This window comes from Nocardia sp. CDC153, assembly GCF_035818515.1.
GTDB lineage: Bacteria > Actinomycetota > Actinomycetes > Mycobacteriales > Mycobacteriaceae > Nocardia.
This window is the reverse complement of sequence record NZ_JAYKYU010000003.1, coordinates 61,852-76,946: the sequence shown is the minus strand read 5'-3', so window position 1 is coordinate 76,946 and position 15,095 is coordinate 61,852. Positions and strand designations below refer to the sequence as shown.

Genomic DNA, 15,095 nt, shown 5'->3' with positions numbered 1-15,095 from the left:
CCTGAGAGTTACGAGAGTTGTTAGTTCCCTTTGTGGCGAATGCCGTGGCCCAGAGCCACTGCCGCCGCGCCGAACGCGCCGATCGCCAGGGTCGCGAAGCTGGCGACGTACGCGCTCTCGGTCGGCACCTTGGCCGGTCCCAGATGCAGCACGTGCGCGGTCAGGATCGAGCCCGTCACCGCGCCCGCGATCGAACCACCGGCGGTGCGCACCAGCGAGTTGATGCCCGAGGCGATGCCACTCTCGCTCATCGGAACGTGCTGCACGGCAAGGCTGCCCAGCGCGGCGTAGCCGATGCCGAAGCCGGTGCCCTGCAGAATCTGCGCGATGACCATGTCGTAGCCGTGATCGTGCGAGAGCGCCAGCCAGCCCATGGACAGACCGGCGAAGACCGAGCCGATGGCCAGCGTGTAGGCCGGGCCGATCTTGGCCGAGATGCGGCCGGTATTGAACGAGAAGAACGTCATGAGCGCCGCGCTCGGAATGCCGTACAGGCCAACGGAAAGCACGGTGCCGGACAGGCCGTAGCCGACCTTGTCCTGCGGCGTCTGAATGAAGTTCGACACCAGCGAGAACGCGCCGAACATGGAGAAGCCCAGCAGCGCCGAGGCGACATTCGCCGACAGCGACTGCGGTCCGACCAGCAGCTGCAGCCGCACCAGCGGCTGTTCCACCTTCAGCTCGACGAGGACCCAGATCGCGGCCAGCGCGGCGGCGGCCACGAACAGCCCGATCACCGAGCCGGAACCCCAGCCCCACCGCGGTCCCTCGCTGATGCCCAGCAGCAGGCAGATCAGCAACGCGGCCAGCAGCGCCGCGCCGATGTAGTCGGGCTTGCCGCCGTGGCGCACGCCATTGTTCTTGGCGCTCACCTGGATCAGCACGGTGGCGACCACACCCAGGCCCGCGGTCAGCCAGAAGACGGGGTGCGGGTTGGTGGTGTGGTCGGCGATGACGCCGGTGACCAGCAGGCCGATGGTGCCGCCGACGCCCATGGTGCCGGACACGATGCCGATCGCGCCGACCAGTCTTTCGCGCGGGAAGGTGTCGCGAATGATGCCGATGGCCAGCGGGATCATGGCCGAGGAGATGCCCTGCAGCGCGCGGCCCGCGATATAGATCGGCAGCGTGGTGGCGAAGGCGCAGATGACCGAGCCGACAATGAGCACGCCCATGGTGACCATGACCATGGGCTTCTTGCCGTACATGTCGCCGAAGCGCGAAAGCAACGGCGTGGCAACCGCACCCGACAGCAGGGCGGCGGTGAACAGCCAGGTGACACCGGCGACATCGGTGTGCAGCTGGGTGATGAAGCGGGGCAGCAGCGGAATCACGACGGTCTGCTGCAGCGATACGACCAGACCGGCCGCACACAGCGCGAGCAGGGTGAGACCCAAATGGGACTTCGAATGATCGTCGGGTTTGGTCCCGTCGACCTGACCGACGGCGGTCGTAGTCATGCGGCGATCCTTTGGTTTACTTACCAAAATTAAGTAAATGGGTTTCGTAAGATAACCACATGCCGCGATCGGAAGCCACCACCGCCAGCGAAGTTGACTCAGGTCACATCGTCGACCTAGAGCGCGCGCTGGCCCGCGTCGCGTATCTGCTGACCCGGGTTCGCCGCCACGATCAGGCCATGGTGCAGTGCGGATTGACCATGGATCGGGCCAGCGTGCCGCTGCTGCGGCTGCTCGCCGACGCGGACGAGCCGATGCGCCTGGGGGAGTTGGCGACTCGGCTCGATGTGGAGGCCCCACACGTGAGCCGCCAGATTCAGCGCCTGGAGAAGGCCGGGTACGTGGAGCGGGTCGCGGACCCGGACGACCGTCGCGCGCAACGGGTTCGGCCGACCGCCGCCGGCACCCGCGCGGTCGAGGCGATCCGCGAGGTGCTGCGCGGCTGGATGCGCGACGCGCTCTCGGACTGGAGCTCCGAGGATTTGAAGTCGCTCGCCGTGCTCAACCACCGGATGGTCGACGCCTTCCTCGACCACGCCGAGATCATCGGCGACTTCGGCGCGACGGCGCGGGAACGGGGCACCCGCTCCGCATGACCGACGCCGCAACCTCACCGCGCGGGTAGCGCGGGCGGTGCGGCTGATGGTGGGGCGACCGGATTAGTCGGGTCGGGCGGCGACCGCCCGGGCTCCTCTGGCGCACAACAGCATTGCGAGCGCCGGCACCACCATGGTCGCGGTGAGCGGCACGACCTTGTCGAGCCAGCCGATAATGGCCGGTCCGGCCAGCAATCCCAGATAGCCGAGGCCGAACACGCGCGACATGTCCGTGGCCGAGTTCGCCGAGCCCAGATTCCCGGCGGCCGTGAAGACCTGCGGCACGCCGCCGGAGAGTCCGATGCCGCACAGCGCCCAGCCCAGGACGGTCAGCGGCAGCCAGCCGGACGCCACGATCAGCCCGAAACCCATGGCCGCCAGGAGAGTTCCCCAGCGCACGATCGCGACCCGGCCGAATCGCCCGCTGACCCGATCGGCCGCGAATCGGCCCAGCGTCATGGTGAGGGAGAAGCCGGTGAACGCCAGGGCCGCGGTCCCCGCGTCGACCCCGAGTCGGTCTTTCACCTGCAGCGCACTCCAATCCGCGGCCACACCCTCGGCCATCAGCAGCGCGAACGCGATCAGGCCGAGTACCAGCACTTTCCGTGCGGCCCGTCGGGGTGCGGAGGTCGTATCGGACAAACCGGACATGGCTGATGGGGGTGGAGTGCTGATGGCCGATTCGATCGGGCTCGGCGGAAAGTGCTGGGCTGCGCGGAGGTCGCGCTCGGCTGCCCGGGAATCGCGTTGGGTTGTAGGGAGTGCGTGCGGGGGTGTGTGGAGGTCGGTCGGGGTGGTCGATTCGGGGTGCGCTTCGTGGGGGAGGAGGCGGGGGATGGCGGTGGCGACGGTGGCGAGGCCGAAGACCGTGGCGAGGGCGAAGGTGAGGTGGAGGGGCCAGTGGGCGTGTTGGGCGGCCGCGCCGAGGGCGGAACCGAGGAAGCCGCCGCAGGAGAAGAAGGCGTGGAAGGCGGACATGATGGGGCGCGGGTATTCGCGTTCGATGTGGACGGCCTGGGCGTTCATGGAGACGTCGATCGCGCCATTGCCGAAACCGAAGGCGCACAGGGCCAGTCCGAGGGTGACGGGGGAGGTGGCGAACGCGGGGCCGAGCAGGGCCACGGAGAGCAGGGTGGCGGCGGTGGCGGTGAGGGCGCGGCTGCCGAAGCGGTCCGCCAGGGGCCCGGCGGCCTGCATGCCACCGATGGCGCAGGCCGCCATGAGCAGTATGAGCATGCCCAGCGTCGTGGGAGTGACGCCGGTGCGGGCGGTGACGGCCGGGATGTGCACGATCCAGACGGCCGAGAGCATCCCATTGAGGCCGAACACCGCGAACAGCGCCACGCGGGCCTTGCGGATCCGGGGAGCGGGCATCGTAGCGGCCATCGATACGACGCTACCGGGTGCACCCGGCAACTCCCCGTTCTTCACCCCTTCGCGGCCTCGTCGACGCTCCGGGCTGTGATCCGAATCTTTTGCGGTACAACCTGTTTGACACCCATTTTAGGCGTGGGCACCGACAAGTTACGCGTCCGCGGTGACCGACCACACACCCGAGATCGCGGCCGCGCGCGCATAGTCGGCGAAATCGCGCGCCTCGCGGCCCAGGGCCCGGCGCACCCCGTCGGTGACCCGTGAATTGCGCCCGTCGAGCACCGTCCCGAACAGGTAGTCGAGCAGGCTGATCTCGTCGGTGGGCACGCCGGAGGAGGTCAGCGCGGCCACGAAATCGGTTCGGGTGAGCGGGGTGTAGACGATCTCCCGTCCGGACGCCGCGGCGATCTCCGCCACGGCCCGGCCGAACGAGATCGATCGCGGACCGGTCAGTTCGTAAACCTCTCCCGCGTGCCGGTCGTCGGTCAGCGCGGCCGCCGCCACCTCGGCGATATCGTCCGCGTCGACGAACGGCTCGGGCACCTCCCCGACCGGCAGCGCCAATTCCCCGGCGCGGAGGAACTCGGCGAACGCGCCCTCGTCGAAGTTCTGGGCGAAGAAGGCGCACCGCACGATGGTCCAGGTCAGGCCCGAATCCCGCACGATCGCTTCGCATTCCAGGGCCTGCGGCTCGCCGCGTCCGGACAGCAGCACCAGCTTGCGCACGCCCGCCGCGACGGCCGCGGCGGTGAAGGCCTTGATATCCGCGGGCACGCCGGGCACCGCCAGATCGGGTTGGTAGGACAGGTACACGCTGTCGATTCCGGCCAGCGCGGCCGCCCAGGTGCCGCGATCGGACCAGTCGAACGGGATTGCGGCCGAGCGCGAACCGGCCCGCACGGGCACGCCGCGCGCGCTCAACAGCTCGGCGACCCGACGTCCGGTCTTTCCGGTCGCGCCGAGCACGAGAACGGTGTTTGCGCTGCTGGGAACGTTTTCGGTGATCATGTATCGAGTACACCGGGATTCGGCGAGCGCGAACATGGTTGAGAAGCGCTCGGGCATTTGCCATCGTCTTCAGGTATGGATGCGTTGGCCAGCCTGCTCGAAGGACCACGCGCACGAGCGGCGTTCGTGATGCGCTCATCGTTCGACCCCCCGTGGTCGCTGCGCATCCGCGACGAAGCCCCGCTGACCCTGGTGGCGGTGGTGCGCGGCGGCGGCTGGGTGCTGCCGGACCCCAAGGGCGGCAAGCCGGTTCCGCCGCGGCAGCTGCGCACCGGCGATATCGCCATCTTCCGGGGACCCGACCACTACACGATGGCCGACGATCCGGCGACCGAGCCGCAGGTGCTCATCGAGCCCGGCAATGTCACCACCACCCTGGACGGCGAAGTGCTGTGCGAGGCACTGAGTCTGGGCGTGCGCAGCTGGGGCACCAGCGCCGACGCCGCGACCGTGCTGGTGACCGGAACCTACGAGCACGAGTCCGCCGCCAGCCGCCGCCTGCTGCGCGCGCTGCCGCCGGTCGCGGTGCTCTCGCGCGGTGAAATCGATTCCCGCGTACTGGATCTGCTGGTCGACGAGTCCGCCAAGGACCTGCCCGCCCAGGGCGCCATGCTGGACCGACTATTGGACCTGCTGCTCATCGCGGCCCTGCGCGCCTGGTTCTCCCGCTCGGACGCCCCCGCCTGGTATCACGCCTACGGTGATCCGCTGGTCGGCAAGGCGCTGCGGCTCATGCAACACAATCCGGCCCATCCGTGGACGGTCGCCTCGCTGGCCGGGGAGGTCGGCGTCTCCCGCGCGGCCCTGGCCCGCCGCTTCACCGAACTGGTCGGCGAACCGCCCATGTCCTTCCTCACCGACTGGCGACTGGCCCTGGCCGCGGATCTGCTGCACGAATCCGACGCCACCCTGGAATCCATTGCCCGCCGGGTCGGCTACGGCAGCGCCTTCGCCCTGTCCACCGCCTTCAAACGCCACTACGGCATCAGTCCGCGCGATCACCGCGCCACCCCCGACGAACGCTCGGCCTGACCGGGGCCCGCGCGTCGGGCGCAGCGGGTTATGGTCGCGGGGTGACGCAGGAGACTGGATACCCGGTGCTGTGGCCCGTGCCGACCCGCTGGGCCGACAACGACCACTACGGGCACGTGAACAACGTGACGTACTACTCGTACTTCGACACGGCCGTGAACGCGTACCTGATTCACGCCTCCGGCACCGATATCCGGGACCTACCCGCCATCGGCATCGTCGCGGAGACCTCCTGCAAGTTCCTGGACTCGCTGAGCTTCCCGGATCTGCTGAAGGTGGGCATTCGCGTGGCTCGGCTGGGCAACTCCAGCATCAGCTACGAACTGGCCATCTTCCGTGACTCCGGCGACGGCCTGCACCTGGCCGCCACCGGCACCTTCGTGCACGTCTACGTCGACGAGGTGACCCGCAAGCCGGTGCCGATCCCGGCCGAGATCCGCGCGGCGGTCGAACCGCTGGTGGTCACCGCCGGAGCCGAACGCTGAAACGGCCGCCGGGCTAGACCCGGCCGAGCAGGGTGAGCGGATCCTCCAGCAGCGCCGCCACACTCGCCAGGAAGCGCGAACCCTGCTCACCGTCGATCATCCGGTGGTCGAAGCTCAGACCCAGGCTGGTCACCCAGCGCACCGCCAGTTCGTCGCGGTGCACCCACGGGCGCTTGCGGATCGAGCCCAGGCACAGAATCGCCCCCTCGCCCGGATTCACCAGCGGCACACCGGTATCCACGCCGAAGACGCCCACATTGGTGATGGTGAAGGTACCGCCGGTGAGATCGGCGGGGGTGGCGGTCCCGGCGCGCGCCTTGGCCGCCGCCCCGGCGATCTCGAGGCAGATGTCGCGCAGCGTGAAGCCCTGCGCCTCTTTGAGATTCGGCACCAGCAGCCCGCGCTCGGTGGCCACGGCGAAGCCGAGATTCACGTAGTGCTTGGTAATGATCTCCTGGTTCTCCTCGTCCCAGCAGGAGTTGATCTCCGGGAACTCGGTCAGCGCCGCCAGCGCGGCCCGGGCGACCAGGGACAGCGGCGTGAGGGTCAGGCCGGTGAAGCTGGGCGTGGCCCGCAGGTGCTCGAGCAACTCCATGGACGCGGTGAAATCCGTGGTCACGAAGGCGCTGGCCTGCGGAATGTGTTGGGCGCTGGCCACCATGGCCGCCGCCGTGCGCTTGCGGATGCCGGCGATGGGTGTGCGGGTCTCGCGCTCGGCCGGGGCGGTGCGGGCGCCGGCGGGGTGCATGGGCGGCACCTCGGGGGCCGCGGTGGGGCGCGCGGACACCGTGGCGGGCGGCGGGGTGTGGATCGGAATATGGCTGGAGCCAAGGGATTCCGGCCGCATGCCGTGCAGGTCCTCGACGGTGACCGCGCCCTGCGGGCCGGTGCCGATGACGGCGGCCAGGTCGATTCCGATCTCGCGGGCCAGTTTTCGCGCCGCCGGGGTGGCGGCGGGACGGCCCGCCGGGGCCGAGGAGCCCAGCCCCTCCGGACCGTCCGAACCCATGGCCCGCCCCGCCGGGGCCGCCGCGTCACCGGTTTTCGCGGCGCGCGCCCGGCGGGAGATCGGCTCGCTGCTGGGTCCGTAACCCACGAGCACGGATTGGCGCTCGGACGGCGCTTCCTCGGTCGTGCCGGTGCCGGTGCCGGTGCTACCCGCCGCGGCGGCGGACCCGATCCGAATCAGCGGCGCGCCCACCGGAACCGTCTCGCCCGGCTGTGCCAGCAGTTCCAAAACCGTGCCCGCGTACGGACTCGGCAGGGCCACCTGCGCCTTCGCGGTCTCCACCTCGGCGATGACCTGATTCAAGGCCACCGTGTCACCCACCTCGACCGCCCACGACACCAATTCCGCGTCCGCCAATCCCTCACCGAGATCGGGCAAACGGAATTCCTGGACCTGCTGCTGATCTTCCACCGGGCTTCCTTCGGGTAACGGTTGGGCAGCGTACGGCTAAGCGGCGAGCGTGCGATCGACCGCGGCGAGAATGCGATCGGGGTCGGGCAGGTGATGCCGCTCGAGTTTAGCCGGGGGATACGGGATGTCGAAGCCACCGACGCGCAATACCGGCGATTCCAATTGGTAGAAGCAGTGTTCGGTGATACGCGCCGCGATTTCCGCTCCCAGCCCGGCGAATACGGGGGCCTCGTGCACCACGATCAATCGTCCGGTTTTGCGCACCGAGGTTTCGATGGTGTCGAAATCGATGGGGGACAGGCTGCGCAGATCGATCACCTCGATCGAATGTCCTTCCGAGGCCGCGATATCGGCCGCGGTCAGTGCGGTGGCCACGGTGCCGCCGTAGGCGACGATGGTGGCGTCCTCGCCGCTGGCGCAGACCCGCGCCCGATCCAGGGCCGGGCCGCCGTCCCGGTCGAGACGATCGAAGTCCACGTCGGCCTTGTCCCAATAGCGGCGTTTTGGTTCGAAGAAGATCACCGGATCGTCCAGTGCGATGGCCTGGCGAATCATCAGATACGCGTCGGCCGGATTGCTCGGCGCGACCACCCGCAGTCCCGCGGTGTGCGCGAAATACGCCTCCGGGGATTCCGAGTGATGCTCCACCGAACCGATCCCGCCCCCGCAGGGAATGCGAATGGTGATGGGCGCGACCACCTTTCCGCGGGTGCGGAAGTGGATTTTCGCGACCTGCGCGACAATCTGGTCGAAAGCCGGATAGACGAATCCGTCGAACTGGATTTCACACACCGGCCGCAGTCCCCGCAATGCCATTCCGAAAGCCGTTCCCACGATTCCGGATTCGGCCAGTGGAGTATCGATCACGCGGTTGTTCCCGAAATCCTTCTGCAGGGTGTCGGTGACCCGGAAGACCCCGCCGAGGCGGCCGATGTCCTCGCCCATGAGCACGACCTTGGGATCGTCCTCGAGTGCGCGGCGCAGTCCGTAGTTGATGGCTCCGGCGAACGTGGTCTTCATTGTCCCGCTCCCTCCAGGTAGGCGGCGTAATCCCGGCGTTCCTCCTCGATCAGTCGATGCGGGGTGGCGTACACGTGGTCGAACAGTTCCGTGGGTTCCGGATCCGGCATGGTGAGGGTGGCGCCGCGCAGCCGGGCCGCGACGTCGTCGGCGCGCTCGGCCACCGCCGCCTCGAAGGCGCTGTCCCACAACTCCTCTCGCTCCAGCAGACGCCGGATCCGGTCGATGGGATCGCGCTGTTTCCAGAGCTCGAGTTCCATATCGGTGCGGTAGCGGGTCGGATCGTCGGCGGTGGTGTGCGGGCCCATGCGGTAGGTGATGGCCTCGATGAAACTTGGCCCGGCACCGGCACGCGCGTGCGCGATGGCCTGTCGGGTCACCGCCAGCACGGCCAGCACGTCATTGCCGTCCACCTGGATGCCGGGAATGCCGTAGCCGAGCGCGCGGCGGGCGATGGGTGTGGCGCTCTGCACCCGCACGGGTTCGCTGATGGCCCAATGGTTGTTCTGGCAGAAGAACACCACCGGCGCCGACCAGCTCGCGGCGAAGCCCAGCGCCTCGGCGATATCGCCCTGACTGGTCGCGCCGTCGCCGAAGTAGGCGATGGTGGCGATCTCCGCGCCCTCGAGGTGGGCCGCGTAGGCGTAGCCGGTGGCGTGTAAACCCTGCGCGCCGACCACGATCGCGGGATTGGTCATCTTGACCGCGTCGGCATCCCAGCAGGAATGCGCGACCCCGCGCCAGAGCCGGGTGAGGTCCTCGGGTGCGACCCCGCGGCAGTAGGCGACGCCCGCCTCGCGGTAACTGCAGAACACGTAGTCGTCGGGATGCAGGGCGTGGGCCGAACCGATCTGGGCAGCCTCCTGGCCGAGCAGCGGTGGCCAGAGTCCGAGCTGGCCCTGGCGTTGCAGGGCGGTGGCCTCGGTATCGATGCGCCGGGCCACGACCATGTCGGTGTACATGGCGCGCAGGCGATCACCGTCGATATCGGCGACCAGCGGGGCGTGGATTCGATCGTGGACGCGGCGGCCGTCGGGCTGTACGAGCTGCACCGGATAGGTGTTCTTCTCGGGCATGGATATCGCCTCCTGACACCGGGTGACACCGTGCGCGCCGAGGGATTGTGTCCCGTGAGCAAACGGTGTGTGTCCTGTAACACACAGCATCCTCCGGCTGGCTATCTGCGCAAGTATGGCGCGCCGAACTGTGCAGAATGCTCGGTCGATGGCCGGTCGGGAGTGTCATACTGATCCCCATGAGCAGCAGGGAGCCCGTTTCTGCCCCGCTGGACGCCACCGATGCCCGCCTGTTGCTGGAGCTGGTGGCCAACCCCCGTGCGACCGGTGTGGAACTGGCCGCGCGGCTGGGTCTCTCCCGCAACACCGTGCAGGCCAGACTCGCCCGCTGGGAAGCCAGCGGGGTGCTGTCGAGCTTCGAGCGCCGCGTCGACCCGCGGGCCCTGGGCTATCCGCTGGCAGCCTTCGTGGCGGTGGTCGTGGATCAGCATCGGCTCGACTCGGTGGTAGCCGAGCTGGCGGAGGTTCCGGAGGTCACCGAGGTCTGCGGCATGACCGGGCCGACGGATCTGACGGTGCGCGTGGTCGCCGCCGATGCCGACGACCTCTATCGCCTGACGGGAAGCATTCTGAAGATCCCGGGGGTGGAACGCACGAATATGGCCCTGGTCATGCGGTCGCTGGTCGGGCCGCGCGTCACCCCGCTGCTGGATCGGCTGGCCGCCAATGGTTCGGCCCGACCCGCAGCGGATGCCGACCGGTTCTGACGCCGAACTGCGAAATTCAGTCCAGTTTCGGTGGATTGGCCGCTGACCGCGGGGCGACTGGACCGCGACGATGACTCGATGAGCACCAGCGTCACCAACTCGATGGTCGAGAGCCCGCCCGCAGCGGGCATCGGGCAGCCCATCGGGGCCGGAATCGTCACCGCCCTGGTCGGATTCACGAGTTCGTTCGCGGTAGTGCTGACCGGTCTGACCGCCATGGGAGCCACCTCGGCCCAGGCCGCGTCCGGCCTGCTGGCGGTCTGCGTGACGCAGGCGATCGGCATGATCGTGCTCAGCCGCCGGTATCGCATGCCGATCACACTGGCCTGGTCCACGCCGGGCGCGGCGCTGCTGGCCAGCACCGGGGCGGTCACCGGCGGCTGGGCCGCGGCCGTCGGCGCGTTCGCGGTGGCGGGCGCGCTCATCGTGCTGACCGGCTTCTGGCAGCGGCTGGGCGCGTTGATCGCGGCGATCCCGGTGGAGATCGCGCAGGCCATGCTCGCCGGGGTGCTGCTGCCCATCTGCATCGCGCCGGTGAAGGCGCTGCCGGTGAGCCCGGCCGTGGTGGTGCCGGTCATCGCCACCTGGCTGGTGCTGCAACGCCTCGCGCCGCGCTGGTCGGTGCTGGCCGCGTTCGCGGTGGCGGCGGTCGGGGCGGGCATCGATATCGCGGTGACCCATCGCCGCCTCGATGTCGCGGCCATGGTGCCCCGCGTGGAATGGACTGTGCCGCACTGGAGTTGGCAGGCCATGATCGGCGTCGCCATCCCGCTCTACATCGTCACCATGGCGGCGCAGAACATTCCGGGCACCGCGGTCATGAAGACCTTCGACTATCGGGTGCCCTGGCGCGCCGCCATGACCGTCACAGGTCTGGGCACGGTGCTCGGCGCGGCCGCGGGCGGGCACGCCATCAATCTGGCCGCCATCAGCGCCGCCCTGTCCGCGGCCCCGTCGGCGCATCCGGATCCCAAGCGGCGCTGGATCGCGGCGTTCACGGCGGGCTGCTCGTACCTGGTGCTCGCCCTGGCCTCGGGCGCACTGGTCACGCTGGTGGCCGCCGCGCCCAAGGGCGTGCTGGAAACCGTTGCGGGACTTGCCCTCATCGCCACCCTGGCCGGTGCGCTGACGGCCGCGCTGACCCCCGCGGCCCACCGTTCGGCCGCCGCCCTCACCTTCCTGGTGGCGGCCTCGGGCATCAGCCTGCTCGGCATCGGCGCGGCCTTCTGGGCGCTGACCGCCGGTCTGGTGGTGCGCTGGTTCCTGCCCCCGGCCAAAGCCTGAGGGCCGGTACTAGGGTGGGGTGGTTGGACTTGTTGATGCGGTGATTCGGCGAACAGGAGTGGGCTTGAGCGCGGTGCTGATCTCGGTTGCGGAACTTCAGGAGCTGCTGGACACGGCGGGTAGCCGGGTGCGGCTGCTGGACGTGCGGTGGCTGCTCGGGGATCCCGATGGGCCACAGCACTATTTGGACGGGCACATCCCGGGCGCGGTGTTCGTGGACCTGGAGACCGAGCTCGCCGATCCGCCGTCCGCCGCCAAGGGCCGCCACCCGCTGCCGGACCTGGCGCATCTGCAGAAGTGCGCGCGCAGCTGGGGTGTGTCCGACGGCGATACCGTGGTCGCCTACGACGCCAATGGCGGTATGGCCGCGGCGCGGGCGTGGTGGCTGCTGCGCTGGGGCGGCGTCGCCGATGTGCGCATTCTCGACGGCGGGCTGCCCGCGTGGGAAAAGGCCGGGGGCAAGATCGTTTCCGGTGAGGAGCCCGATCCGGAGCCGGGCACCGTCGTCCTCACCCCCGGTCACATGCCCACCGTCGACGCCGATGGCGCGGGCGGCTGGCAGGGCCTGCTGCTGGATGCCCGGGCGGGCGAGCGCTATCGCGGCGAGGTGGAGCCCATCGACCCGCGCGCGGGCCACATTCCGGGCGCGGTGAGCGCACCGACGGCCGAGAACCTCACGGACACCGGGCATTTCAAGCCGATCGAGGAATTGCGGGCGCGCTTCGCGGGATTGGGCTCCGGCCCGGTCGCGGTGTACTGCGGTTCGGGTGTGACCGCGGCCCACCAGATCGCGGCGCTGGCGACGGTGGGCATCGACGCCACCTTGTACCCCGGTTCCTGGTCGCAGTGGTCCAACGACCCGAAGCGCCCCGCCGCCACCGGCACCGAACCCGCCTGACCGGTTGGGTTTTCGCCGATCGGCTCGGTTTCGCTGATCAATCGGGTTTGACGGCGGTGAGAATGCCGGTCGCGAACGGGCCGACGCGAAAGGCGATCGCCGTGAACCCGATGTCGGTCAGGGTCGAGCGGTAGCGGCGGACATCCACCGCCGACAGGCTGTCACCGCCGTGCTCGTGCTCCGCGCCGTGGCCATTGTCCCCGGCGCGGTGCGCGGCCAGCCGGGCCATGCCCCGGATGAGGAGGCCGCGCAGGCCCGCGGTGGCCGGGTGGGTGTCGGCCAGCAGCAGGCGGCCACCCGGGCGCAGGACGCGAAACATGGCCTCCAGCGCGGTTTTTCGTTCGGCCTCGGCGATGTGGTGCATGGCGAAGGTCGAGGTGACCACGTCGAACGAGTCGTCCGGATAGGGCAGCGACTGGGCAGCGCCGAGGTCGAAGGAGCAGTTCGGGGCGGCATGTGCGCTCGCGTAGTCGATCATCTCGGCGGACGGGTCGATGCCGACCGCCCGGCCACGCGGTCCGGCGCGATGCGCCAGCGCGTTCACGAGTCTGCCGGGGCCGCAGCCGATATCGAGGGCGCTCTCGCCCGGACCGATACCGCTGGCGGCGGCGAGCTCCCGGATGAGGCTGCCGGCGCGGCCCAGGAAGTAGACGTCGGTGAGCAGTGTGTAGCGGCGCGGCCAGGTGATCAACGCGCCCACCGCCGGGGATTCGATATCGGACACTTGCTTGTTCGAGTTCATGCGATCCATCATCGAAGGGTGGGAAAGCCCAGGCCAGAAGCAGAATCCGAGCGTGTATACGATTCGGGACACATGACGGGAATCCGTCCCGGAACCGCACCCGATGGCTCCGATGTCTCCGCCGACCGCCGCGTCCGCCGCACCCGCACGGCCCTGCACCGCTCCCTCATCGAGCTGATGTCCGAACGGCCATACACGCGAATCACGGTGCGCGACATCATCGATCGCGCCGATGTCGGCCGCTCCACCTTCTACGCGCACTACCGCGACAAGGACGACCTGCTGCTGGTCAGCTGTATCGAACACGTGCGCATGCGGATTTTGGCGCAGCTGGCCGACTACGACGGTGAGCCGCCCCCGCTCGCGGCGATCGAGATCCTCTTCCGCCTCATCGAGGCCCATCCGGAGGTCTACCGGCCGCTGGTCGGCCGCCGGGCGAACGCGACCGTGCTGCGGTCGATCCGGCGGATGTACGCCGAACTGCTCACCGAGCACCTGGGTGACCGGCTCGGCCCGGACCCCGTCGAGGCTGCCGCTGGAATCACCTTTCTGTCCTGGGGCCTCTACGGATTGATGGAATCGGTCATCGATCCGGGCCAGGAGTTGACCGCCGAGCAGGCGTACCGGCACTTCGCGAGGCTATGGGCAGCCGCGGGCGACCCGGCGCAGCGCGTCCCGATCGGCGGCGGTGACCGGTAACCCGTACCGGTTCGCGGCCGTCAGATACTTGCCCGCGTAGAAGCAGTGGGTGGCGCGCGCGGGCGGCAGCCAGTCACCCGGCGTGCGATCACCCTTGTCCTCGTTGGTCTTTCCGTCCACCGCCAGCAGATTGAAGTCCACGTCATTGGCGAACCGCACCCGCACCGGCGGCGGCCAGCCGGACGCGCCCAGATCCCAGGCGGCGGCCAGCGGATACACATGATCGATCTGCACGGCCTTGGCATCGGATCGATCGAAGGCGATGCGCCGCCCGGTATACGGATCGTTCAGGACGCCCGACACCACCACGCACCCGTCCGCGGGCCGCACGCGCACCGCGCCGAGCTGGCGGGCCAGCACGGTATTGCGACTGTCGCACCCGTCGTGCCCACCCGGACCATCGTGATCATCGGTCCACGCGGGCCCGAAAACACACCCCTGACCAGTCCCGCAGCCACGGTCATAACCGCCCGGACGCGGCCGTTTGGGCACGGTCGGTACCGCGGCCAGCAGCCGCTCCAGCTGGGCACGGGAGGGACTGCCCGGCGCGGGTGTCACCTGCCCGATGGACTCGCACCCCGTGGCCGCGAGCAGAGTGATGATCACGCCGAGCAGCGGGAGCAGGAAGGTTCTGCCCTTGTGCCACACGGTATTACGTATACCGCCCCGGTCCGCCGCAGCGGGCCGTCATGCGAACTTCGCACCCCTTCAGGGGTGCGCCGAGAGTTGGCTATAACCAGGCGTGTGCGAGTAGGTCGTCGGCTGCGGTTTCCGAGAGCTGCGGCGGAAATCGCGTTGCCGCAATGGAATCCACGTGTGCGCCGTCATGGCCGATGAGCCATGAGCCGCCCCGCTCCTCGCATTCGGCGATCTTGGCGAAGACGCTGAGCAGGAATGTGATGGAGTCGCGCGGATCGGAGGTGCGGGCGAGGCGCTGTGACTCGCCGGGCCGGGACAGATCCAGCCACACCCCGGATTGCCCGTCCAGGCGCATCCCCACGATCTTGGTCGTGTCCACGAAGGTGAATTTCCGCCGTTCCCACGGAGTTGTGGGCGTGAAGCTCTGCTCGAGCACTTGGAGCAGAATCGTCATCTTCACGGCCTCCCTACGGTCTCGAAAGTGCCACGGCCCCGGATTGAGTCGCGGTTGATTGTCGGGTGCGCCCCGCTCGGCCGCCATCCGGGTACAACGACGTTGTGCACTGGACACAGCCAACACCGACCTATGCGGTGACCTGCGGATTTATCCAGTATGTGCCGTATCCGATCAGAAATAAAGGGGGAAACGGCGCAG

At 69.1% G+C, this 15,095-nt stretch carries 16 protein-coding genes; 7 read left to right on the top strand and 9 right to left on the bottom strand.

The window, feature by feature from the left end:
• Window positions 1-20: 20 nt before the first annotated feature.
• A complete protein-coding gene (locus tag VMT65_RS17140; RefSeq protein WP_326309273.1) occupies window positions 21-1,460 on the bottom strand; it encodes an MFS transporter in 1,440 nt (479 codons plus the stop codon).
• 59 nt (window positions 1,461-1,519) lie between these two features.
• Here VMT65_RS17140 and VMT65_RS17135 point away from each other — a divergent pair, with 59 nt between their 5' ends.
• Entirely contained in the window at window positions 1,520-2,056 is a 537-nt protein-coding gene (locus VMT65_RS17135; protein ID WP_326309272.1) for a MarR family winged helix-turn-helix transcriptional regulator, read from the top strand.
• A gap of 63 nt (window positions 2,057-2,119) precedes the next feature.
• On the opposite strand, the gene VMT65_RS17130 is transcribed toward VMT65_RS17135, so the two are convergent.
• Window positions 2,120-3,442, bottom strand: a complete 1,323-nt coding sequence (locus tag VMT65_RS17130; protein WP_326309271.1) for an MFS transporter — start codon at window positions 3,440-3,442, stop codon at window positions 2,120-2,122.
• Window positions 3,443-3,580: 138 nt separating this feature from the next.
• Window positions 3,581-4,438 carry an NAD(P)H-binding protein gene (locus tag VMT65_RS17125; RefSeq protein ID WP_326309270.1) on the bottom strand — a complete coding sequence of 286 codons (858 nt, stop codon included), beginning with the start codon at window positions 4,436-4,438 and terminating at the stop codon, window positions 3,581-3,583.
• Window positions 4,439-4,513: 75 nt separating this feature from the next.
• On the opposite strand from VMT65_RS17125, the gene VMT65_RS17120 reads away from it, so the two are divergent.
• Complete coding sequence (locus VMT65_RS17120) at window positions 4,514-5,470, top strand: AraC family transcriptional regulator (protein ID WP_326309269.1); 957 nt, start codon at window positions 4,514-4,516, stop codon at window positions 5,468-5,470.
• A gap of 41 nt (window positions 5,471-5,511) precedes the next feature.
• The gene (locus tag VMT65_RS17115) at window positions 5,512-5,955 is read left to right on the top strand and encodes an acyl-CoA thioesterase (RefSeq protein WP_326309268.1); all 444 of its coding nucleotides are present in this window, start codon (window positions 5,512-5,514) and stop codon (window positions 5,953-5,955) included.
• A 13-nt stretch (window positions 5,956-5,968) separates the two neighbouring features.
• Here the strand turns inward: VMT65_RS17115 and VMT65_RS17110 are convergent, their stop codons facing one another.
• From VMT65_RS17110 to pdhA, 3 genes are read right to left on the bottom strand one after another with little or no spacing between them, the layout of a single operon-like run.
• Window positions 5,969-7,375 (bottom strand): dihydrolipoamide acetyltransferase family protein, encoded by a 1,407-nt coding sequence (locus VMT65_RS17110; RefSeq protein ID WP_326309267.1) that lies wholly within the window; start codon window positions 7,373-7,375, stop codon window positions 5,969-5,971.
• A 36-nt stretch (window positions 7,376-7,411) separates the two neighbouring features.
• Window positions 7,412-8,395 carry an alpha-ketoacid dehydrogenase subunit beta gene (locus VMT65_RS17105; RefSeq protein WP_326309266.1) on the bottom strand — a complete coding sequence of 328 codons (984 nt, stop codon included), beginning with the start codon at window positions 8,393-8,395 and terminating at the stop codon, window positions 7,412-7,414.
• The gene (gene pdhA / locus VMT65_RS17100) at window positions 8,392-9,471 is read right to left on the bottom strand and encodes a pyruvate dehydrogenase (acetyl-transferring) E1 component subunit alpha (RefSeq protein WP_326309265.1); all 1,080 of its coding nucleotides are present in this window, start codon (window positions 9,469-9,471) and stop codon (window positions 8,392-8,394) included. The genes VMT65_RS17105 and pdhA overlap by 4 nt, the downstream gene beginning before the upstream one ends.
• A 179-nt stretch (window positions 9,472-9,650) precedes the next feature.
• On the opposite strand from pdhA, the gene VMT65_RS17095 reads away from it, so the two are divergent.
• The 3 genes from VMT65_RS17095 (at window position 9,651) to VMT65_RS17085 (ending at window position 12,360) form a co-directional block, all read left to right on the top strand.
• Window positions 9,651-10,178: an Lrp/AsnC family transcriptional regulator gene (locus tag VMT65_RS17095; RefSeq protein WP_326309264.1), complete on the top strand. Its 528-nt coding sequence runs from the start codon at window positions 9,651-9,653 to the stop codon at window positions 10,176-10,178.
• A 78-nt stretch (window positions 10,179-10,256) separates the two neighbouring features.
• Window positions 10,257-11,462, top strand: coding sequence for a benzoate/H(+) symporter BenE family transporter (locus VMT65_RS17090; RefSeq protein ID WP_326309263.1), 1,206 nt, complete (start codon window positions 10,257-10,259; stop codon window positions 11,460-11,462).
• Window positions 11,463-11,526: 64 nt separating this feature from the next.
• Entirely contained in the window at window positions 11,527-12,360 is an 834-nt protein-coding gene (locus VMT65_RS17085; RefSeq protein WP_326309262.1) for a sulfurtransferase, read from the top strand.
• Window positions 12,361-12,397: 37 nt separating this feature from the next.
• On the opposite strand, the gene VMT65_RS17080 is transcribed toward VMT65_RS17085, so the two are convergent.
• Window positions 12,398-13,102 (bottom strand): methyltransferase domain-containing protein, encoded by a 705-nt coding sequence (locus VMT65_RS17080; RefSeq protein ID WP_326309261.1) that lies wholly within the window; start codon window positions 13,100-13,102, stop codon window positions 12,398-12,400.
• Window positions 13,103-13,174: 72 nt separating this feature from the next.
• Between VMT65_RS17080 and VMT65_RS17075 the strand changes: the two genes are divergently transcribed.
• The gene (locus tag VMT65_RS17075; protein ID WP_326309260.1) at window positions 13,175-13,801 is read left to right on the top strand and encodes a TetR/AcrR family transcriptional regulator; all 627 of its coding nucleotides are present in this window, start codon (window positions 13,175-13,177) and stop codon (window positions 13,799-13,801) included.
• Here VMT65_RS17075 and VMT65_RS17070 read toward each other — a convergent pair.
• Window positions 13,742-14,449 (bottom strand): HNH endonuclease family protein, encoded by a 708-nt coding sequence (locus VMT65_RS17070; RefSeq protein ID WP_442790259.1) that lies wholly within the window; start codon window positions 14,447-14,449, stop codon window positions 13,742-13,744. The genes VMT65_RS17075 and VMT65_RS17070 overlap by 60 nt on opposite strands.
• A gap of 82 nt (window positions 14,450-14,531) precedes the next feature.
• Entirely contained in the window at window positions 14,532-14,894 is a 363-nt protein-coding gene (locus tag VMT65_RS17065; RefSeq protein WP_326309259.1) for a hypothetical protein, read from the bottom strand.
• Window positions 14,895-15,095 lie beyond the last annotated feature (201 nt).